We start from the raw sequence: 20,034 nt of genomic DNA on the forward strand, positions 1-20,034 counted from the left end.
TGTGACCTACGCCGGCGACCTCGTCCCCGATGAGGCGTACCAGCTGCTGCGCGAGGACCCCGACGCCGTCCTGGTGGACGTGCGCACCGAGGCCGAGTGGACCTTCGTCGGCGTGCCCGACACCACCGCGCTGGGCAAGCGGCCGGTGTTCGCCTCCTGGCTGCCGGTGGAGGACGACGCCCCGGGTGCGCGGTTCCTCGCCGAGCTGGAGCGCGCGGGCGTGGGTCCCGGGCACCGGGGCCCGGTGGTGTTCCTGTGCCGATCGGGCAAGCGCTCGGTGGCCGCGGCCACCGCGGCCACCGCCGCCGGCATCACCCCCAGCTACAACGTCCTCGACGGGTTCGAGGGCGACCTGGACGGCGACGGCCACCGCGGCGGCGCCGGCTGGCGCGCGCAGGGCCTGCCCTGGAGGCAGTCGTGAGCGGGGGCGACGAGCCCCGGGCGTGGCGACCGGACACCACCGCCGTGCGCGGCGGCCTGGCCCGCTCGGGGTTCCAGGAGACGGCCGAGGCGATGTACCTGACCTCCGGGTACGTCTACGACTCCGCCGCCGACGCCGAGGCCGCGTTCACCGGCGAGGTCGACCGCTACGTCTACTCCCGCTACGGCAACCCCACCGTGTCGGTGTTCACCGAGCGGATGCGCCTGCTCGAGGGCGCCGAGGCCTGCTACGGGCTGGCCAGCGGCATGTCGGCGGTGTTCTACGCGCTGGGCGCCCTGCTCGGCGCGGGCGACCGCGTCGTGGCCGCCCGCAGCCTGTTCGGCTCCTGCTACGTGGTCCTCGACGAGATCCTGCCCCGCTGGGGCGTGACCACGGAGTTCGTCGACGGCGAGGACCTCGGCCAGTGGGAGCGCGCGCTGTCCACCCCCGCGCAGGCGGTGTTCTTCGAGACCCCCGCGAACCCCATGCAGACGCTCGTGGACATCGAGGCCGTCACGCAGCTGGCGCACGCGGCCGGCGCGGCCGTGGTGGTGGACAACGCCTTCGCCAGCCCGGTGGGCCAGCGGCCCCTGCAGTTCGGCGCCGACGTCGTCGTCTACTCGGCCACCAAGCACGTCGACGGGCAGGGCCGCGTCATGGGCGGTGCCGTCCTGGGCACCACCGAGTTCATCGACGGCAGGTTCCGCGAGCTCACCCGGCACACCGGCCCGACGCTGAGCCCGTTCAACGCCTGGACCCTGGCCAAGGGCCTGGAGACGCTGGGCCTGCGGGTGCGCCACTCCGCGGCCACGGCGCTGCGGCTGGCCGAGCACCTGGAGGCGAGCCCCGGGGTGCGCTGGGTGCGCTACCCGCTGCTGGCCTCGCACCCCCAGTTCGACCTGGCCAAGCGCCAGATGGAGCTGGGCGGCACCGTCGTGACGTTCGAGCTGGACGCGCCCGCCGGCCGCGGCAAGGAGCGCGCCTTCGAGGTGCTCGACGCCCTGCGCGTGGTGGACATCTCCAACAACCTCGGCGACGCGAAGTCGCTCGCCACCCACCCGGCCACCACCACGCACCGCCGCCTGGGCGAGCAGGGCCGCGCCGCGATCGGCCTGTCCGACGCCGTGCTGCGCCTGTCGGTGGGCCTGGAGGACCCCGAGGACCTCCTCGAGGACCTCGACCGCGCCCTGCGCCGCTGACCCGCACCGCGGGCCCGCCCCGCTGACCCGCACCGCTGACCCGGGCGCCCCCGCGCCCCGACGACCGCGGCCCCGCGCCGCCGACGACCACCCCCACGAACGGAGCACCCGTGTCCCGCACCGCCCGCCGCATCGAGGTCAGCCACGCCGGCAGCCTGCCGCGCACCCCCGAGCTGATCGCCGCGAACGAGGCCCGCCGCCTCGGCGAGAACGGCCTCACCCTGGAGCGCACCCCCGAGTTCGAGGCGCTGCTCACCGCGGCCGTCGTCGACCTCGTGCAGCGCCAGCACGACCTCGGCATCACCCTCGTCGGCGACGGCGAGTACGGCAAGGCCATGACCAGCGCCGTGGACTACGGCGCCTGGTGGTCGTACTCCTTCCAGCGCGTCGCCGGCCTGGAGGTCACCGGCGAGGACCTCTTCAACCAGCCCGTCGTGCGCTCCGAGCCCGGGAAGGTGCGCTTGACCAGCTTCCCGGACCGCCGCGACTGGCAGCTGTTCCACGACGCCTACACCGACCCCGCCTCGGGCATCTCCACCGGCAAGACTGCCACGGCGTTCCCGGCCACCACCGGCCCGCTGCGCTACGTCGGGCAGGACGCCATCGCCTCCGACGTCGCCAACCTCGTCGCCGGCCTCGAGGCCGCCGGGCTCGAGCGCAGCCAGGGCTTCATCACCTCCCTCTCGCCCGGCAGCGGCGCGCGCATCTCCAACCGGTACTACGCCACCGAGGAGGAGCACATCTGGGCGTGGGCGGAGGTGCTGCGCGAGGAGTACCGCGCGGTGGTCGACGCCGGGCTCGTGCTGCAGGTCGACGACCCCTCCATCGCGGAGAACTGGGACCAGATCAACCCCGAGCCCAGCGTCGAGGACTACCGCGCCTTCACGAAGGTGCGCGTCGAGGCCCTCAACCACGCCCTGCGCGGGCTGCCGCCGGAGCAGGTGCGCTTCCACCTGTGCTGGGGCAGCTGGCACGGCCCGCACACCACCGACGTGGAGTTCCGCCACATCGTCGACCTCATGCTCGAGATCGAGGCGGGTTCGTACTCGTTCGAGGCGGCCAACGTGCGCCACGAGCACGAGTGGAAGGTGTGGCGCGACGTGCAGCTGCCGGAGGGCAAGAAGATCGTGCCGGGAGTGGTCAGCCACGCCACGAACGTCGTGGAGCACCCCGAGCTCGTCGCCGACCGCATCGAGCGGTTCGCCTCCGTCGTCGGCGCCGAGAACGTCGTCGCCTCCACCGACTGCGGCCTCGGCGGGCGCATCCACCCGCAGATCGCCACCGCCAAGCTCGCCGCCCTCGGTGAGGGCGCCCGCCTGGCGGGCGAGCGCCTCTTCGGCTGAGCGCCCCGGGGCGCCGGCGGATCGCCGAAACCGGTTGAGCGCCGGCGCCCCCCGCGGCCACGATCGTGCGGTGGACGAACCCCTCGCGCCCGGTGCCCACGCGCCCGACGCCCTCGCGCACGACCAGGCGCGCTTCGTGGAGACCTTCCGCTCCTTCCTGGAGCAGGTGGTGCACGACGCCCGGCTGGTGACCGGCGCCACCGGCCCCACCCTCGCCGACGTCGTCTCCGAGCACCTCGGGGGACCGGCCCGCGCCCTGCCGGTCGTGCGCGAGGAGGTCCGCGAGTTCCAGTACGTCGACGTCGACGTCGCGCTGTCCGCCCTCGCGCGGCAGCACGGCGGCGAGCGCGTCGTCGGCGTCGGCGGCGGCGACCAGCGCCACCACTGCAGCTTCGGCGACCTCCTGGGCGACGGCTACGGCAGGTTCGGCCTGGCGGCCGTGGACCACGTCAACCTGCCGACGGGCCCGGACAGCGACCGCCGCGCCGTCGGGTTCGGGGTGCGGCTGCTGCGCGTGGACGGCGCTCCCGTGGCCGTCCTGCAGCGCTCGGCGCAGCGCCAGTACGGGCGCGAGGCGGGGCTGGAGGTGGTGGCGGCCGACGAGGCGGTCGCGGCCCGGCTGCTGGAGGAGGTGCGCCGCACCGCCGTGGAGCGCAGCGTGCTGCGCGGGCAGGTGCTGACCTTCTCCGGCTCGCCCTACGACCCCTCCGCCGGCGGCATCACGTTCTTGCGCCGCCCCTCCGTGCCCGCCGGCGACGTCGTGCTGCCCGCCGGCGCCCTGGAGCGCGTGGTGCGCCACGTCGTCGGCGTGGGCGAGCAGGCGCGGCGGCTGACGGCGGCCGGCCAGCACCTCAAGCGCGGCGTGCTGCTGTACGGCCCGCCCGGCACCGGCAAGACGCACACCGTGCGCCACCTGCTCTCGGCCACGCCGGGCACCACGGCCGTGCTGCTGTCCGGCCTGGCGCTGCAGCACGTCTCCACCGCCGCGCACCTGGCGCGCGCCGCGCAGCCGGCGATCGTGGTGCTGGAGGACTGCGACCTCGTGGCCGAGGACCGCAGCCACCACCACGGCGACCAGCCGCTGCTGTTCGAGCTGCTCGACGCCATGGACGGCCTCGACGGCGACGCGGACGTGGCGTTCGTGCTCACCACGAACCGCGCCGACCGCCTGGAGCGCGCCCTGGCGCAGCGGCCCGGGCGGGTGGACCTGGCCGTGGAGGTCCCGCTGCCCGACGAGCCGTCGCGGCGGGCCCTGCTGGCGCTGTACGCGCGCGAGCTGCCCCTGTCGCCGGCGGCCCTGGACGCCGCGGCCGCGCGGGCGGCGGGCACCACCGCCTCGTTCACCAGGGAGCTGCTGCGCCGCGCGGTGCTGCTCGCCGCCACCGACGGGCGCGAGGTCGGCGACGACGACCTCGCCGCCGCGCTGGACGAGCTGCTCTCCGACGCCGAGGCGCTGACGCGCAGCCTGCTCGGCGGCGAGGCCGCGGGCTAGGGCGGCTCCCGCCCGTCACCGGGGTCGGGTCCGTCCGCAGCCGCGGCAGCTGCGGCGGAAGGATCTCGGAGAAGTCCGGGCCCGGCTGTCGATCCGGCGGCAGGCTGTTCGTCGTCGTCGATGACGGAGCCGGACAGGCCGGCCCGCGACCCGGTGCAGGAGGCGGTCCCATGGCCAAGTACGCGATCCTCATCTACGAAGACCCGGCCTTCTACGCGGACGCGTCGCCCGAGGCGTGGGGCGCGGTGCTCGACGCGCACGACGCGTTCACCAAGCAGGTGCTCGAGCTCGGCGGGTCCATCGAGGGCGGGGCGGCGCTCGCGCCCACCACGACCGCCACCACGATCAAGGGTTCTGGCACCGTGACGGACGGCCCGTTCGTCGAGACCAAGGAGGCCCTCGGCGGCTTCTACCTCGTCGAGGCGCGCGACCTCGACCACGCCGTCGAGATCGCCGGGCTGTGCCCGGCCCCCGGCGGCGGCGTCGAGGTCCGCCCGGTCGTCGACCCGACGACGAGCCCGTTCTGATCGCCCCCGACGACCGGCCGACCGCGTCCGCCGCGCAGGCGGACGCGGTCGCTGCCGCGCTGGCGCGGGCCCACCGCTGCGAGTGGGCCTTCGTGCTGTCCGCCACGGTGCGCGTCGCGGGCGACCTGGACCTCGCGGAGGAGTGCGCCCAGGAGGCGTACGTCAGTGCGCTGCGGGCCTGGACCCGCGACGGCGTCCCGCGACGGCCCGGCGCGTGGCTGACCACGGCGGCGCGCAACCACGCGCTGGACCGGTTGCGCCGCGAGGTGACCCTCCGGCGCAAGCTCCCGCTGCTCGTGGAGCCGGCGACCGCCGATCCGCACGACCCGGCCGACCTGGCCGACCCGGCCGACCCGGACCGGCCCGACGCCGCGGTGCCGGACGACCGGCTGCGGCTGGTGTTCACCTGCTGCCACCCCGCCCTCGCCCCCGAGGCCCGCGTCGCCCTCACCCTGCGCCTGGTCTGCGGCGTCCCCACGCCCGACGTCGCCCGGGCCTTCCTGGTGTCCGAGCCGACGGTGGCGGCCCGGATCACCCGGGCCAAGAAGAAGATCTCCGCAGCGCGGATCCCCTACCGGGTCCCGGGCCGGGCGGAGCTGCCCGAGCGCCTGGACAGCGTGCTCACCGCCGTCCACCTGCTCTTCAGCACCGGCCACACGGCCGGCGAGGGGGACGCGCTCGTGCGTGAGGAGCTCTGCGACCGGGCCCTGCACCTCGCGCGCACCCTCGCCGCGCTGCTCCCCGAGCAGGCCGAGACCCGCGGGCTGCTGGGCCTGCTGCTGCTCACCGACGCGCGCCGGGCCACCCGGACCGACGAGCAGGGCCGGCTGCTCCTGCTCGCCGAGCAGGACCGCACGCGCTGGGACCAGCGCGCGGTCCTGGAGGGGCTCACGGTGACGGCCGGGGCGCTGGCGTCCGGCCCACCGGGGCGGTTCACCCTGCAGGCGGCGATCGCCGGCGTGCACGCGGTGGCGCCGTCCCTGGAGCAGACCGACTGGCCGCGCGTCGTGCACCTCTACGACCGGCTGCTGGCGGTGTGGGGCACCCCGGTGGTCGCGCTCAACCGGGCCGCCGCCGTGGCGTTCGCCCACGGTCCGGCCGCCGCCCTGCCGCTCCTCGACGAGCTGGCGACCGATCCCCGGCTCGCCGACTACCCCTACCTCCCCGCCACCCGCGCCGACGTGCTGCGCCGCCTCGGCGACGCCGCCGGCGCGGCCGACTCGTACCGGCGCGCACTGGAGCTCACGGCGAACGCCGCGGAGCGCGCCTTCCTGGAGCAGCGCCTGGCCGAGGTCGACCGCGCCGCCGGCGCCGGGCCCGCACCCGCCTGAGGACGGCGGGCTCGTCGGTCACCGCCGCGAGGCCCCGCCCGGGGCTCCCGCGTCGCGCCGCCGGCTCCTACGGGGTCGCACCGCCCCGGGGTGCGAACGGCCCGTGCAGCACGGCCCACTGCAGCAGGATGATCGTCTTGGCGTCGGCGATGCCGCCGGTGGTGGTCAGGCGCAGCGCCTCCTCCACGTCGAGCTCGAGCACCTCGATGTCCTCACCCTCCTCGGCCAGGCCGCCACCGGCACCGGTGCGGTCGAGGGGGCTGTACGGGGCCGCGTAGAAGTGCAGCTTCTCGGTGACCGAGCCCGGGCTCATCCACACGTCGAAGACGTGCTGCAACCGGCCGACGGTCACGCCGAGCTCCTCGGCGGCCTCCCTGCGGATGGCGCTCTCCGGGTCGTCGGCGTCCAGCAACCCCGCGGCGGCCTCCACGAGCAGCCCGTCAGGGTGGCCGTTGACGTAGGCGGGGAAGCGGAACTGCCGGGTGAGCAGCACCGTGCGGCGCGCCGCGTCGTGCAGCAGGATCGTCGCGCCGTCGCCGCGGTCGTAGGTCTCGCGCTGCTCGCGGGTCCATCGGCCGTCGCGGTGGCGGTAGTCGAAGGTGGTGCGGCGCAGCACGTGCCAGCCGCTCGCCAGCAGTTCCACGTCCCGCACGACGACGTCGGGGTTGCCGGTGAGGTCCAGGCCGGTCAGGTCCAGGCCGGTGCGCCCGCGGGCGTCGGGCACGTCCAGGCCGGGGCCGGTGCGCCGCACCCGTCCCGGCGCGGTGACCGGCGGGCCGGTGGTTTCGGTGGTCGCGGTGGTCGGTCGGTCCATGCGGGGAGCATCCCGCCGACCCGGCGCGGGCGTGCGGAAAATCCCCCGCGGCGGTGCCAGCGGTGCCGGCGGTGCCGCGCCGCGGTGCCGGGGAAATCCCCGGTGCGCTGCGCGGGGCCGGCGCTAGTTTCACCGCCGCACCTCCGGCGAGGACGGTGCGCACCGCGCGACGGGGGGTCGCGCGGCACGACGAGGGGGAGATCGATGAGCAGGGGCGGAACGGTGCTGCCCGCGAGCACCGGCACGAGCACGACCGGGGGGCAGGCGCCCGAGGGCGCGGCGAGCACGACCAGGCGCGGGGCGCTCCGCTGGGCAGCGGCCGTGGGCGGGGGTGCGCTGGGGGTGGGGACGTCCCTGGGCGCCGGCAGCGCGCAGGCGGCGGGCGCGCTCCACCCGCGCCCGGAGCAGGTGAGCGACCCGCAGCAGGCGCTGGAGCTGCTGCGCGCGGGCAACGCGCGCTTCGCCGCGCACCCGCAGCAGCACCACGGCACCACCCGCGCCCGCCGCGAGGCCCTGGCCGAGGGCCAGCACCCCTTCGCCGCGGTGCTCTCCTGCGCGGACTCGCGCGTGCCCCCCGAGCTGGTCTTCGACCAGGACCTCGGCGACCTGTTCACCGTGCGCACCGCCGGGCAGGTCATCGCCGCCCCGGTGCTGGGCAGCGTGCAGTACGGCGTGGAGCACCTGCACACCCCGCTGGTGGTGGTCCTCGGGCACGAGCGCTGCGGGGCGGTGAAGGCCACGCTGGAGGCCATCGCCTCCGGCGCGGGTCCGAGCGGCACGGCGGTGGACTCCCTCATCGAGGCGATCCGCCCGCCGGCGCTGGCGGCGATCGAGGCGCTGGGCGCCGGCGCGCCGGCGGAGGCGCTGCTGGCCGAGGCGGTGCGGCGCAACGTGCTGGCCCAGGTCGCCGCGCTCGCGGCGGACCCGGTCCTGGCGCACGCGCAGGCCGGCGGGCACCTGCGCGTGGTGGGGGCCACGTACGACCTGCACGAGGGCACCGTCACGTTCCTGTGACGGCGCCGGGTCGTCCCGCCGGGGGAGGGACGACCCGGCGGGGCCGCTGGGGGTCTGGGGCCGCGGCGTCAGGGACGCGCCGCCCCGCGGCGGTGTCGTGCCCACCCGGTGGCGCCGGTCCCGCGGGGCCGCTCGCGAGGGTTAGCGTCGCGGGTGCACCTGGTGGACGACGACGTCTGAGGAGGGCACCGTGAGGACCACGACGCGTGGGGTGGGCACCGTGACGGTCGCGCTGGCGGCCCTGACCCTGACGGCCCCGGCGCACGCCGGTCCGGACGCGGGGAGCGCCCCGGGCGGTGCCGCCGACCGGGCGGCGGTGCGGTGGTCGCCGCCGAGCGGCTCGTGGGACGTCCACGGCGACATCCTCGCCGCGTGGGAGCGCACCGGGCGCGAGGCCGGGCCCCTCGGCTCGCCGACGACCGACGAGACCCGCACGCCGGACGGCCGCGGCGCCTACAACGTCTTCCAGGGCGGCTCGATCTACTGGTCGCCGGCCACCGCGGCGCACGACGTGCGCGGGGCGATCCGCGACGCCTGGGCCCGGGCGGGCTGGGAGGGCGGCGTCCTCGGGTTCCCCCTCACCGGCGAGACGCGCACCCCCGACGGCCACGGCGCCTACAACGTCTTCCAGGGAGGTTCGGTCTACTGGAGCCCGGTGACGGGGGCGCACGTCGTGCTGGGCGCCATCCGCGACGCCTGGGCGGCCCAGGGCCACGAGAACGGCCCGCTGGGCTTTCCCACGAGCGGCGAGTTCGACGTGCCCGGCGGCCGGCGCTCCGACTTCCAGGGCGGGTTCGTCGAGTGGTCCCCGCTCACCGGGGCCCGGGTGGTCCTCGACGTCGCCACCCCGTACCCCTGGCTGCCGCCGACGGCCCCGGCGCCCTCGACGCCGGCGCACTACGCGGACTGCGACGCGGCCCGTGCCGCGGGGGCCGCCCCGCTGCACGTCGGCCAGCCGGGCTACCGCCGGTACCTGGACCGGGACGGCGACGGCGTCGCCTGCGAGTGAGCCGGCGCCGGGTCGTCCCGCCGGGGGAGGGGCGACCCGACGGGCCGGTAGGCTGCGCCACCGCAGGCGGCTCGACGGGTGCGTGACCCGCCGGGCGCGCCCGCGGGGCGGTAGCTCAGTCGGTCAGAGCAGGGAACTCATAATTCCTCGGTCGTGGGTTCGAGCCCCACCCGCCCTACCTCCACAGCCGGCCGTGCCAGGTCAGGCCCTTGAACAGCCGCACCGTGATGCGCCCGCGCGAATCGACCGTCGCACGCCCGAGGCGCTTGGAGAAGCTGACGCCGCGGTGGGACGCGTTGAGCCGCACCCCGCGACCGAGTTCCTTCGACCTCCGGAACACCAGACCCATGCCGCGTGAACGCGTCCGACCCGGACCCGGTTCCGCTCTCGCGGTGGGCGGACCTCAGAGCAGGTAGCGGTACAGCGGCTCGGTCGCGGAGATGCGCTCGAACGACGGGGGAGCCGCGGCCATGCGCTCCAGCAGCGCGGGGAGCTCGTCCTTGGAGGGGATCTCGATGCCCACCAGCGCCGGGCCCGTCTCGCGGTTGCTGCGCTTGACGTACTCGAACAGCGTGATGTCGTCGTCCGGGCCGAGCACGTCGTCGAGGAAGCGGCGCAGCGCCCCGGGTTCCTGGGGGAAGTCCACGAGGAAGTAGTGCTTGCGCCCCTCGTGCACCAGGGCCCGCTCGACGACCTCCGCGTACCGGCTGACGTCGTTGTTGCCCCCGGAGACGACGCACACCACGCTCTGGCCCGGCTCGACGCGCACCGCCTCCGCCAGCGCCGCCGTCGCCAGCGCGCCCGCGGGCTCGGCGATGATGCCGTCGGTCTGGTACATCGCCAGCATCTCCACGCAGATCGCCCCCTCGGGGACGGTCACCAGCTCCACCGGCGCCCCGGCGACCACCGCGTGCGTCACGTCCCCGACGCGGCGCACCGAGGCGCCGTCGACGAAGGAGTCCAGCTGCTCCAGGCGCACCGGCCGCCCGGCGGCCACCGCCGCCGCCATTGACGGCGCACCGGCGGGTTCCACGCCGACGACCCGCACGCCCGGGTGGCGCTCGCGCACCCACGTCAGCACCCCCGCCAGCAGCCCGCCGCCGCCGACGGGCACCACGAGCACGTCCGGGGCGCCCTCGCCCTGCTCGGCCATCTGCTCGACGACCTCGACCGCGACGGTGCCCTGCCCGGTCAGGGTGCGCGCGTCGTCGAAGGCGGGCACCACCGTGGCGCCGGTGCGCCGGGCGTGCTCGTCCGCGGCCGCGGCCGCGTCGTCGTAGGTGTCGCCGAGCACGACGGTCTCGACGAAGTCCCCGCCCAGCGCCGCGATGCGGTCGCGCTTCTGCCGCGGCGTGGTGCGCGGCAGGTACACGCGCCCGCGCACCCGCAGCGCCGCGCAGGCGTGCGCCAGGCCCTGGGCGTGGTTGCCCGCGCTGGCGGTGACCACGCCGCGGGCGCGCTCGGCCTCGCCGAGCTGGGCGATCAGGTTGTACGCGCCGCGCAGCTTGTACGAGCGCACCACCTGCAGGTCCTCGCGCTTGAGCAGCACGCGCGCGCCGGTGGCCGCCGACCAGCGCGCGGCGGGCTGCAGCGGGGTGCGGGTCACCACGCCGGCGAGCCGCCGCGCGGCCGCCTCGACGTCGGCCGCGTCGGGCAGGGGCGTCGTCGCCGTGGGGTGCGGCACCTCTAGCGTCATGCCCCGATCCTCCCGCGCGGCCGGCCGTGCCCGCGACGAGGGCCGCGCGCGGGGCTGCGCGCGGGTGGGTCGGGGCGACGGGGGAGGGGTGCGGTGGAGGACGGGACGCAGGTGGTGCTGCGCACCGCCGGGCTGTTCGCGGCCGCGGCGCTGCTGGAGATCGGCGGCGCCTGGCTGGTGTGGCAGGGCGTGCGCGCCGGCCGCGGCTGGTGGTGGTGCGGGCTGGGTGCGCTGGCGCTGGCCGGCTACGGGTTCGTCGCCGCCCTGCAGCCGTCGGCCTCGTTCGGGCGGGTGCTGGCCGCCTACGGCGGCGTCTTCGTGGCCGGCTCGCTGGCGTGGGGCGTGCTGGTGGACGGCTTCCGCCCGGACCGCTGGGACCTCGCGGGCGCCGCGGTGTGCCTGCTGGGGGCGGCGGTGATCGTCCTGGCCCCCGGCAGGGGCTGAGCGCGGTGCCCGCACCGACGCGGTGCGCGGCCCGCACCGGGCCCGCCGTGAGGGGGTGGCGCCGGACCGGGAAGCGCCTCACGGCGCATCGCCGCTCGTAGCGGCTCCTGTTGGGACCCGGGGCTGCCGCGGCCCGGCGCCTCCACCACTGTACCCAGCCGGGCGCCGCCGGGCGCGGTGGAGCCGGGCCCGGGGGTGCGGGGAGGCTCAGCCCAGCTCGCCGGCGCGCCAGCGGTGCGCCACGGCCTCGAGCTGCTCGGCGGTGCGCACCAGGCGCGCCGCCGAGAGCGTCAGGGCGGCGGCGGCCGCCTCGGGGTCCGCCGCGTCGCCGGGGCGCTCGGTGTGGCGCGGCTCGTCGGCGTGGTGGGCGCGGCCGACGGCCACGACGCGGCAGAAGGCCGCGGCCCGCTCCAGGGTCACGGCGAAGTCGCCCTCGGCCACGCCGGTGAGCACGTCGTCGACGACGGCGACGACCTCCTGCGGGCCCGGCGGGTCGGCCACGCCGGCGACCACCTCCAGCACGGGGGCGTGCCGGCGGCCCTCGGCGTACTGGCGCGCCACGGACACCGGCGTGCGCTGCACCCAGGTGCGCAGCACGTACAGCCGCCACAGCGCCCCGGCCAGGGAGTCGGCGGGGGCGTCGGCCCACAGCGAGGCGATGACCTCCAGGCCCTCCTCCTGCGCCAGGCGCACCACGCGGCGGGTCACCTCGGCGTCGCGGGCCGAGCGCGCGCCGTGCACCAGGGCGCTGGCGGCCGCGTGCGCGGCCTCCTGCACCGCGGAGGGGTCCACCCCGCCGGCCAGGGCCACCAGCGCGTCGGGGCCGGGCATGGCGGGGCGGTGGTGGCGGCGCGGCGGCTGCGCGCCGGGGGCGTCGGGCACGGTGCCGATGGTGCCACCGCCGGCGCCGCGGGCCGTGCCGGGGCTCAGCCGGTGAACGGCGGCGGCGCCGCCGCCAGGGACGCGCGCGGGCAGTCGCGCAGGCGCAGCCCGCCGTGGCCGAGGGCCTCGTCGCACAGCGACTCCACCGTCCAGCCCAGGTCCCGGCCGAAGCGGGTGACCGTGACGCGGTAGATCGTGATCTCGTAGCGCGTCGGGGTGCCGTAGGCGACGTGGATGCGCCCGATCAGCTCCGCGCCGGCGACGTTCTCCGGGCCGTTCCAGGGGCGGTCGAAGCGGCTCCACAGGCTCGGGCCCGTCTGCCACACCCCGCCGTTCTGCACGTCGCGCAGCGCCAGCTCCACGAGGACAGCGCGCGCGGCCTCCTCGGGCACGATGGCGGCCGGCCGGATGACCTCGGAGACCTCGCCCTGCTGGGTCGCGCCCGCCGCGGGGGCCTGCTGCTCGTGCACGCCCTCCCATCGGCAGCGGTGCCCGCACCCTGAAGGCCCGGGTGGGACCGCGACGCGGGGAACGGCGAGGAGCGTGACGCAGAGCAGATGCTCCACGTACTCAGCGCGACACGCCGGGGACGGCCGGAGGGGCCCGGGTGGTGGTGCCCACCGGTGCGGTGAGGCATGATGACCTCACAGCACGTCCGGTAGTCGTGTGGACACGTTCACCTGCGCGCGGTGCGAGGTCGTTGGGGAAGACGCCCATCACACCGATGCAGAGGAGGACGGCATGTCCGGTGCGACCACCCGCGGCGTGCTCTACGTGCACTCCGCACCGCGAGCGCTCGTCCCGCACATCGAGTGGGCGGCCAGCGGTGTCCTCGGCGTGCGCGTCTCCTGCGACTGGACGCCCCAGCCCATCGCCCAGGGCTGCCTGCGCTCGGAGCACTCCTGGCAGGCGCCCCAGGGTTCAGGGGCGCGGCTGGCGTCGGCGCTGCGCGGCTGGGCGCACCTGCGCTTCGAGGTGACCGAGGAACCCAGCCAGGGCTGCGACGGCGGGCGCTGGAGCCACACGCCCTCCCTCGGCATCTTCCACGCCGTCACCGACGTGCACGGCAACGTGCAGGTGCCCGAGGACCGCGTGCGCGCCGCCCTGGACCTCCTCGACGGCCCGGCCGCCGACCCCGCCGCCGCCCGCCGCGCCCTGGCGCTGGCCGTGGGCGAGGCGTGGGACTGCGAGCTGGAGGCCTTCCGCCATGCCGGGGACGACACCCCGGTGCGCTGGCTGCACCACGTGGGCTGACCCCCCCGGGCGACGCGCGAGGGCCCCGCACCCGGTGGGTGCGGGGCCCTCGCGCATCGCCCGGCGGGGCGGTGCCTCAGACGGAGGCGAAGACCACGCTGACGTTGTGGCCGCCGAAGCCGAAGGCGTTGTTCAGGCCCACGAGCCGGCCCTGCGCCGGCAGCGGCCGCGGGTCCTTGCGCACGACGTCCAGCGTCACCTCGGGGTCGAGGTCGTCCACGTTGATCGTCGGCGGCGCCATGCGGTCGCGCAGGGCGAGCATCGTCAGGATGCTCTCCACGGCGCCGGCGGCGCCCAGCAGGTGGCCGGTCATCGACTTGGTGGCCGAGACCGCGACGCCCTCGGCCGCACCGCCCAGCGCCAGGCGCAGGCCCTTGTCCTCGGCCACGTCCCCGGCCGGGGTGGAGGTGGCGTGCGCGTTGACGTGCACGACGTCGCCCGCGGCCACGTCCGCCGAGCGCAGCGCGTCGGCGACGGCGCGGCTGACGCCGGAGCCCTCCGGCTCGGGCGCGGCCACGTGGTGCGCGTCGGCCGACAGGCCCGCGCCCAGCAGCTCGGCGAGCACCCGCGCCCCGCGGGCGCGGGCGTGCTCCTCCGCCTCCAGCACGACGATGCCCGCGCCCTCGCCGAGCACGAAGCCGTCGCGCTGGGTGTCGAAGGGCCGCGAGGCGCGCGCGGGGTCCTCGTTGCGCCGCGACAGCGCGTGCATGGCCGCGAAGGAGGCGATGGGCAGCGGGTGGATCGCCGCCTCGGTGCCGCCGGCGATGACCACGTCGGCGCGCCCGCTGCGGATCATGTCCGCGCCGTAGGCGAGGGACTCCGCGCCCGAGGCGCAGGCGCTGACCGGCGTGTGCGCGCCGGCGCGGGCGGTGAACTCCAGGCTGACGGCCGAGGTGGGCCCGTTGCCCATGAGCATCGGCACCGTCAGGGGCAGCACGCGGCGCGCGCCCTTCTCGCGCAGGGTGTCGTAGGCGGTCAGCAGCGTCCAGATGCCGCCGATGCCGGTGGCGACCACCGAGGCCAGCCGCAGCGGGTCGACGTCCGGGGAGCCGGCGTCCGCCCACGCCTCGCGCGCCGCGATGACCGCGAACTGCTGCGAGGGGTCCAGGCGCTTGATCTCCCGGCGGTCCAGGACCTGCGCGGCCGGCACGGCCGCCTGGGCCGCGAACGTCACCGGCAGCTCGAACTCGCTGGTCCACGGGGCGTCGATGGGACGCGCCCCGGAGCGGCCGTCGAGGACGGCCTCCCACGTGGAGGGGACGTCGCCGCCGAGCGGTGTCGTCGCTCCCACCCCGGTGACGACGACGCGGCGAGCGGTCGCGGTCATGGTCGGTCAACTCCTTCTCGAGCGGTGACTGCTGCGGTGCCGGGCCGGCCCGCGCGGTGCGGGCCGGCCCCGCGGCGGTGCGGGCTGCTCAGCCCTGGGCCTGGGAGATGTAGGCGACGGCGTCGCCCACGGTGCGCAGGTTCTTGACGTCCTCGTCGGGGATGCGGACCGTGAACCTCTCCTCGGCGTTCACGACGATCGTCATCATCGACAGCGAGTCGATGTCCAGGTCCTCGGTGAAGGACTTGTCGGACTGCACGCTGTCGGTGGGCAGGCCGGTCTCCTCGTTGACGATCTCGGCGAGACCGCTGAGGATCTCCTGCTCGCTGGCCATGCGTCGCTCCTTCGGTGGGGGTGCCGGGGTCCCGGTCACCTCGTGTCCCGGTGCGCGGGGAGCGCCCGGGGGACTGTGGTGGGCCGCCGGGGCGGCTCAGGGCAGGCGCACGACCTGCGCCGCGTAGGACAGGCCGGCGCCGTAGCCGATGAACAGCGCCAGGCCGCCGGAGGGGGCGTGCCCGTCGGCGACCGCGCGCTCCACGGCCAGCGGCACGCTGGCCGCGGAGGTGTTGCCCATGTCGACGATGTCGCGGGCCACGTGCACCGACGACGGCAGCTTCAGCTGCTTGACCATGGCGTCGATGATGCGCGCGTTGGCCTGGTGCGGGACGAAGACGTCGAGGTCCTCCGCGCGCACCCCGGCGGCGTCCAGGGCGCGCTGGGCGACCGGGGCCATCTGCCACACCGCCCAGCGGAAGACGGACTGGCCCTGCTGCTCCAGGTAGGGCCACTTCTCGGGCTCCTCCGCGGCCGCCCCGGTCGCGACCGGGTCGGCGGCCGCCGCGCCGGCGGCGCGCAGGTCCAGCCAGGAGAAGCGCGAGCGGATCGCGTCGGCCTGCGAGCCGTCCGAGCCCCACACCGTCGGGCCGACGCCCGGGGTGTCGGAGGGCCCGACCACCGCGGCGCCGGCGCCGTCGGCGAAGAGGAACGCCGTGGAGCGGTCGTGCTTGTCGGTGAAGTCGGAGAGCTTGTCCACGCCCACCACCAGCACGTGCTCGGCGGTGCCGCCGCGCACCAGGTCGCTGGCCACGGCGACGCCGTGGCAGAACCCGGCGCAGCCGGCCGAGACGTCGAACGCCGCCGCGGGGGTGGCGCCGAGGCGGTCGGCGAGCACCGCCGCCGCCGCCGGGGTCTGGTACGGGTAGGAGACGGTGGCCAGCACCACCGCGTCGACGTCGGAGCCGGTCAGGCCCGCGGCCGCCAGCGCCTTGGCGGCGGCGTCCTCGGACATCTCCACCACGCCGACGTCCGGCGCCGCCCAGCGCCGGGTGCGGATGCCGGTGCGCTGCTGGATCCACTCGTCGGAGGAGTCGATCCAGGTGCACACCTCCTCGTTGTCGATCAGGCGCGGGGGGCGGTGCGCGCCGAAGCCCAGCAGGCGCGAGTGCCGCGCGGCGGGGGAGTGGATCTCGGTCACCGGGCGGCTCCTGCGGTCTCGGTCGCGGGCGCACCGTGCTCGGCGACGAGGGTGCGCGCCCGGTCCAGGTCGGCGGGCGTCTTCAGGGCGAGCACCTCGACCCCCTTCAGCTGGCGCTTGGCGAGGTTCGCCAGCGTGCCGGCGGGGGCCACCTCGATCAGGGCGGTCACCCCGAGGCGCTCGAGGGTGGCCGTGCACAGGTCCCAGCGCACGGGCCGGCTGACCTGCGCGACCAGGCGGCGCAGCAGCTCGGCGCCGTCGGTGACCAGCTCGCCGTCGGCGTTGGCCGCCAGCGGCACGCTCGCCGTGCCCGGCTCCAGGCCGGCGGCCAGCTCGCGCAGCGCGCCGACGGCCGGGGCCATGTGCTCGGTGTGGAACGCGCCGGCCACCTTCAGCGGCACCACCCGCGCGCCCGCCGGCGGCTCGGCGCCCAGCGCCGCCAGCGCCTCCAGCTCGCCGGCGGCCACGACCTGCCCGCCGCCGTTGGCGTTGGCCGCGGCCAGCCCCAGCCGCTCCAGCGCGGCGGAGACCTCCTGCGGGTCGCCGCCGACGACCGCGCTCATGCCGGTGGGCCGCACCGCCGCGGCCGCGGCCATCGCGCGCCCGCGCTCGCGCACCAGCACCAGGGCCTGCTCCGGGCTCAGGGCGCCGGCGGCGGCCGCGGCCGTCAGCTCCCCGACGGAGTGGCCGGCCACGGCGCCGGCCACCCGCGCCAGGGCGGCGGGGCCGTCGACCAGCTCGCGCAGCGCCAGCAGCCCCGCGGCGACGATGAGCGGCTGGGCGACGGCGGTGTCGCGCAGCGTCTCGGCGTCGGAGGTGGTGCCGTGGGCGAGCAGGTCCGCGCCGACGACGGCCGAGGCCCAGCGCAGCCGGTCGGCGGCGCCGGGCAGCTCCAGCCACGGGGCCAGGAAGCCGGGCGCCTGCGAGCCCTGGCCGGGGAAGACGATGACGAGCACCCGACGAGACTGCCCTGCCCGGCGGTGCGTCCACGGTCACGACGCTCACGGACTTTCCGCACGCGGCTTGTGGGAAACCTACAAGCGCCCTCCCGGCGCGCCCGGGCGCCGCGGGTCCTCACGCACCCTCGCGCGAGCCCTCCCGCCCGCCCTGCGGGCCCGCCTGCGCCAGGCGGCCCAGCGCCAGGGCCACCTGCAGCACGAAGCGCTCGCGCGGCTCGGTGGGCGTCCAGCCGCACACCTCCCCGACGCGGCGCAGCCGGTAGCGCACGGTGTTGGCGTGCACGAACAGCGAGCGCGCGCACGCCTCCAGCGACCCGCCCGACTCCAGGTAGGCGGCCAGCGTCTCCAGCAGCGCACCGCCGGCGGCCGCCAGGGGCACGTAGGCGCGGTCCACCAGCGCCCGGCGCGCAGTGGCGTCGCCGGACAGCGCCCGCTCGGGCAGCAGGTCGTCGGCGTCCACCGGCCGCGGCGCGCGCGGCCAGGCGCGCGCGGCGACCACCCCGGCCATCGCCGCGCGCGCCGAGCGCGCGGCCACCGGCACCGAGGCCACGGTGGGGCCGACCACGACCGGCCCGGGCCCGAACTCCGTGGCCGCCAGCTGCTCGGCGGTGGCCCGCAGGTCCGCCACGCCGGAGAGGACGACGACCAGGCGGTCGCCCTGGACGCCGACCAGCGCCTCGCCGCCGGCCGCCCGCGCCGTCTCGCGCACGCGCGGCACCACGCCGCCGGCGGCCTGCGGGTGGTCCCCGGCGGCACCGGCGGCCCCGATGACCACCGCGGTGGGCGCGTCCAGCGCCCAGCCCAGGGCCGAGGCGCGCGAGGCGATGGTCTCCTCGCCGTCGCCGCGCAGCACGGCGTCGACCACGAGCGCCTCCAGGCGCGCGTCCCAGGCCCCGCGCGACTCCGCCGCCCGCGCGTAGACGGCCGCCGCCGCGAAGGCGACCTCGCGCGAGTAGCGCAGCAGCGCCTCGCGGGCGCGCACCTGCTCGCCGGGGCCCGCCCCGCCCAGGACGGCGTCCAGGCCCTCCTCGACGACGGTGATGGCGGTGCGCACCAGCTCGACGGTCTGCTGCAGCGTCACCGAGCCCATGAGCTCGCGCGGGGCGGTGCCGAAGACGGCCGCGCCGGCGGGCACGTCGGGGCTGCTGACCGTCAGCCAGCGCACGAAGTCGGTGAAGCCGGCCTGCGCGACCAGGCCCACCCAGGAGCGCTCGGCGGGCGGCAGCGCCGCGTACCAGGGCAGCTGGGCGTCCATGCGCCCGACGATGGCCGAGGCGAAGGCGCCGGCGGCCGCCTCCAGCCGGCGCACCGTGTCGGGCGACAGGCGCAGCGGCCCGGTGCCGCGCCGCACGTCCCCGCTCGGGGGGTCGGGCTCGACGGGCTCGTCCGGCACGTGCGCGAGCGTACGGGCCGCCGGCGCCGCGACGGGCCGCCGCGGGCGCCCTGGGCTAGGGTCGGAGCGCGGGGTCCACCTCCCGTCCCGACGTCCGCCGGCTAGGTGGCCGGCACCGCAGGACGCCTCGGGACCCTCCGCGGGAGCCGACGAGGACGCCCGGGAGGGACGCATGGGACTGCTGGACCGGTGGCGCCGCCGACCCGCCGAGGGGGCCGCCGCGCCGGAGGCGCCGCGCCGGCGCCGCCGCCGCGAGCCCGCCCCCGCCGCCGTGCCGGGCGAGGCCGCCCTGCGCGAGGTGCTGCAGGAGGACCCCAACGACGAGGCGGCCTTCGCCGCGCTGGTCGAGACCGTGCGCACCCGCGCGGCGGAGGCCCACGTGGCCGACCACCCGGCCGAGGGCCACGAGGCCGAGGACGCGCGCCGGGCCGCGGACAACGCGGTGTGGGCGCTGGCCGAGGAGCTCGCGCAGAGCCCGCGCGCCTGGCGCCCGCTGCTGGTGCTGGGCCGGCTCTCCCTGGCCGACGACCGCGAGGCCGCCCTGCGCCGGCTGGGCATCGCCGCCGAGCGCGACCCCTCGGGCACCGCCCTGGCCCAGGCGCTGGGCACCCTGCGCGAGGCGGGCATGAACGACGAGGCCCTCGGGCTCGGGGTGGGGCACTGGCGACCGCGCGAGCACGACGTCGAGGCCGGCCGGCACCTGGTGGCCGCCGCCATCGACTCCGGCCGCCTCGCCGAGGCGCGCCGCCACCTCAAGGCGCTGGGCGAGCACCCCGACCAGGGGCGCGTGGCACCGCTGCGCGCCGAGCTCGAGGACGCCATCGCCCGCGCGGACCGGGCGCGCCGCTAGGCCCGGGAGCCCGGCACCCGTTCGCCACACCCCCCCCGCCGAGGGTCACGATTCGCTGCACTCCGTGACAGTGAGGTCACCCTCAGCAGGACTGTTGACAGTCCCCTCACAGGTACTCGACTGTGGTGGCTCCCGACCGGCGCTGAGGGGGGAGCCTGGGGGCGAGCGCGGTCGGGGGGTGGGCCGAACTCGCGGCTCTCCCGGGTGATGCGCCCCGCTGCCGCAAGCGTCGGACCTCGGTCTCCTGGTGGTGCCATGACTGCTCAGCTGCCCGTCTCGCCCGATCCCCGCCCGCTCGTCGAGGCGGCCCCGACCCCTGACCCGGCCGTCCTCGAACGGGGCGCGCCGCGAGCGTCCGTCGCGCGGGTGCCCGCACCGCGGCGCCGCTCGCCGCAGCCGCCCCGCCCGCCCGCGACCGCCCCCGCCGCCGCGCTCGCGGCGCCCGGGGCCCGGCCCGCCCGCCCCGCCCCCGCGCCCGCGGCGGTGCCGGCCGCGCACGTAGTGCAGGTGACCCGGGCCGTGCTCGTCGCCGGTGAGGGTGACCCACACCACCACGAGCGGGTCCCGCCCGGCGCTCTCGCGCTGCCAGCGCCGCGGCCCCACGG

Annotated in this window: 21 protein-coding genes and 1 tRNA gene; 12 read left to right on the forward strand and 10 right to left on the reverse strand. The window is 77.3% G+C overall.

From position 1 onward, the window contains the following. The first annotated feature begins 1 nt into the window (after position 1). From ACRYMN_RS06290 to ACRYMN_RS06315, 6 genes are all read left to right on the forward strand, one after another. Complete coding sequence (locus ACRYMN_RS06290; protein ID WP_432493104.1) at positions 2–421, forward strand: rhodanese-like domain-containing protein; 420 nt, start codon at positions 2–4, stop codon at positions 419–421. Next, entirely contained in the window at positions 418–1,620 is a 1,203-nt protein-coding gene (locus ACRYMN_RS06295) for an O-succinylhomoserine sulfhydrylase (protein ID WP_432493106.1), read from the forward strand. The genes ACRYMN_RS06290 and ACRYMN_RS06295 overlap by 4 nt, the downstream gene beginning before the upstream one ends. Before the next feature lie 110 nt (positions 1,621–1,730). Further along, the gene (locus tag ACRYMN_RS06300; protein ID WP_432493108.1) at positions 1,731–2,963 is read left to right on the forward strand and encodes a cobalamin-independent methionine synthase II family protein; all 1,233 of its coding nucleotides are present in this window, start codon (positions 1,731–1,733) and stop codon (positions 2,961–2,963) included. Positions 2,964–3,033: 70 nt separating this feature from the next. Next, a complete protein-coding gene (locus tag ACRYMN_RS06305; protein WP_432493110.1) occupies positions 3,034–4,455 on the forward strand; it encodes an AAA family ATPase in 1,422 nt (473 codons plus the stop codon). Between the two features lie 170 nt (positions 4,456–4,625). Continuing rightward, positions 4,626–4,982: a YciI family protein gene (locus tag ACRYMN_RS06310; protein ID WP_432493112.1), complete on the forward strand. Its 357-nt coding sequence runs from the start codon at positions 4,626–4,628 to the stop codon at positions 4,980–4,982. 92 nt (positions 4,983–5,074) lie between these two features. After that, entirely contained in the window at positions 5,075–6,313 is a 1,239-nt protein-coding gene (locus tag ACRYMN_RS06315; protein WP_432493114.1) for an RNA polymerase sigma factor, read from the forward strand. A gap of 67 nt (positions 6,314–6,380) precedes the next feature. Here the strand turns inward: ACRYMN_RS06315 and ACRYMN_RS06320 are convergent, their stop codons facing one another. Beyond that, complete coding sequence (locus ACRYMN_RS06320; RefSeq protein WP_432493116.1) at positions 6,381–7,127, reverse strand: NUDIX domain-containing protein; 747 nt, start codon at positions 7,125–7,127, stop codon at positions 6,381–6,383. Positions 7,128–7,331: 204 nt separating this feature from the next. Between ACRYMN_RS06320 and ACRYMN_RS06325 the strand changes: the two genes are divergently transcribed. From ACRYMN_RS06325 to ACRYMN_RS06335, 3 genes are all read left to right on the forward strand, one after another. Further along, positions 7,332–8,141, forward strand: a complete 810-nt coding sequence (locus tag ACRYMN_RS06325) for a carbonic anhydrase (protein ID WP_432493118.1) — start codon at positions 7,332–7,334, stop codon at positions 8,139–8,141. Positions 8,142–8,331: 190 nt separating this feature from the next. Beyond that, the gene (locus tag ACRYMN_RS06330) at positions 8,332–9,150 is read left to right on the forward strand and encodes an excalibur calcium-binding domain-containing protein (RefSeq protein WP_432493120.1); all 819 of its coding nucleotides are present in this window, start codon (positions 8,332–8,334) and stop codon (positions 9,148–9,150) included. A gap of 104 nt (positions 9,151–9,254) precedes the next feature. Then, positions 9,255–9,328 (forward strand) — tRNA-Ile (locus tag ACRYMN_RS06335). On the opposite strand, the gene ACRYMN_RS06340 is transcribed toward ACRYMN_RS06335, so the two are convergent. Together ACRYMN_RS06340 and ilvA are read right to left on the reverse strand one after the other, a co-directional pair. Then, positions 9,326–9,499, reverse strand: coding sequence for a DUF4236 domain-containing protein (locus ACRYMN_RS06340; RefSeq protein ID WP_432493122.1), 174 nt, complete (start codon positions 9,497–9,499; stop codon positions 9,326–9,328). The two genes, ACRYMN_RS06335 and ACRYMN_RS06340, sit on opposite strands and share 3 nt — an antisense overlap. 54 nt (positions 9,500–9,553) lie before the next feature. Further along, complete coding sequence (gene ilvA, locus ACRYMN_RS06345) at positions 9,554–10,846, reverse strand: threonine ammonia-lyase IlvA (RefSeq protein ID WP_432493124.1); 1,293 nt, start codon at positions 10,844–10,846, stop codon at positions 9,554–9,556. Between the two features lie 111 nt (positions 10,847–10,957). On the opposite strand from ilvA, the gene ACRYMN_RS06350 reads away from it, so the two are divergent. Then, positions 10,958–11,290, forward strand: coding sequence for a YnfA family protein (locus ACRYMN_RS06350; RefSeq protein ID WP_432493154.1), 333 nt, complete (start codon positions 10,958–10,960; stop codon positions 11,288–11,290). Positions 11,291–11,497: 207 nt separating this feature from the next. Here the strand turns inward: ACRYMN_RS06350 and ACRYMN_RS06355 are convergent, their stop codons facing one another. Together ACRYMN_RS06355 and ACRYMN_RS06360 are read right to left on the reverse strand one after the other, a co-directional pair. Beyond that, positions 11,498–12,172: a hypothetical protein gene (locus ACRYMN_RS06355; protein ID WP_432493126.1), complete on the reverse strand. Its 675-nt coding sequence runs from the start codon at positions 12,170–12,172 to the stop codon at positions 11,498–11,500. A 44-nt stretch (positions 12,173–12,216) separates the two neighbouring features. Then, positions 12,217–12,642, reverse strand: coding sequence for a hypothetical protein (locus tag ACRYMN_RS06360; RefSeq protein ID WP_432493128.1), 426 nt, complete (start codon positions 12,640–12,642; stop codon positions 12,217–12,219). A gap of 271 nt (positions 12,643–12,913) precedes the next feature. Here ACRYMN_RS06360 and ACRYMN_RS06365 point away from each other — a divergent pair, with 271 nt between their 5' ends. Beyond that, positions 12,914–13,426, forward strand: a complete 513-nt coding sequence (locus ACRYMN_RS06365; protein WP_432493130.1) for a DUF3145 domain-containing protein — start codon at positions 12,914–12,916, stop codon at positions 13,424–13,426. A 76-nt stretch (positions 13,427–13,502) separates the two neighbouring features. Here the strand turns inward: ACRYMN_RS06365 and ACRYMN_RS06370 are convergent, their stop codons facing one another. The 5 genes from ACRYMN_RS06370 to ACRYMN_RS06390 form a co-directional block, all read right to left on the reverse strand. Beyond that, a complete protein-coding gene (locus ACRYMN_RS06370; protein WP_432493132.1) occupies positions 13,503–14,753 on the reverse strand; it encodes a beta-ketoacyl-[acyl-carrier-protein] synthase family protein in 1,251 nt (416 codons plus the stop codon). Positions 14,754–14,841: 88 nt separating this feature from the next. Further along, the gene (locus ACRYMN_RS06375; RefSeq protein ID WP_432493134.1) at positions 14,842–15,087 is read right to left on the reverse strand and encodes an acyl carrier protein; all 246 of its coding nucleotides are present in this window, start codon (positions 15,085–15,087) and stop codon (positions 14,842–14,844) included. Positions 15,088–15,183: 96 nt separating this feature from the next. Further along, complete coding sequence (locus ACRYMN_RS06380) at positions 15,184–16,227, reverse strand: beta-ketoacyl-ACP synthase III (RefSeq protein ID WP_432493136.1); 1,044 nt, start codon at positions 16,225–16,227, stop codon at positions 15,184–15,186. Then, on the reverse strand, positions 16,224–17,183 hold the full coding sequence (locus tag ACRYMN_RS06385) for an ACP S-malonyltransferase (protein ID WP_432493138.1): 960 nt from the start codon (positions 17,181–17,183) through the stop codon (positions 16,224–16,226). The genes ACRYMN_RS06380 and ACRYMN_RS06385 overlap by 4 nt, the downstream gene beginning before the upstream one ends. A gap of 118 nt (positions 17,184–17,301) precedes the next feature. After that, positions 17,302–18,579 (reverse strand): PucR family transcriptional regulator, encoded by a 1,278-nt coding sequence (locus tag ACRYMN_RS06390; RefSeq protein ID WP_432493140.1) that lies wholly within the window; start codon positions 18,577–18,579, stop codon positions 17,302–17,304. 172 nt (positions 18,580–18,751) lie between these two features. Here ACRYMN_RS06390 and ACRYMN_RS06395 point away from each other — a divergent pair, with 172 nt between their 5' ends. Beyond that, a complete protein-coding gene (locus tag ACRYMN_RS06395; RefSeq protein WP_432493142.1) occupies positions 18,752–19,429 on the forward strand; it encodes a hypothetical protein in 678 nt (225 codons plus the stop codon). The last annotated feature ends 605 nt before the right edge of the window (positions 19,430–20,034 follow it).

Origin of the sequence: Kineococcus gypseus (assembly GCF_050871305.1) — a bacterium.
Lineage (GTDB): Bacteria > Actinomycetota > Actinomycetes > Actinomycetales > Kineococcaceae > Kineococcus > Kineococcus gypseus.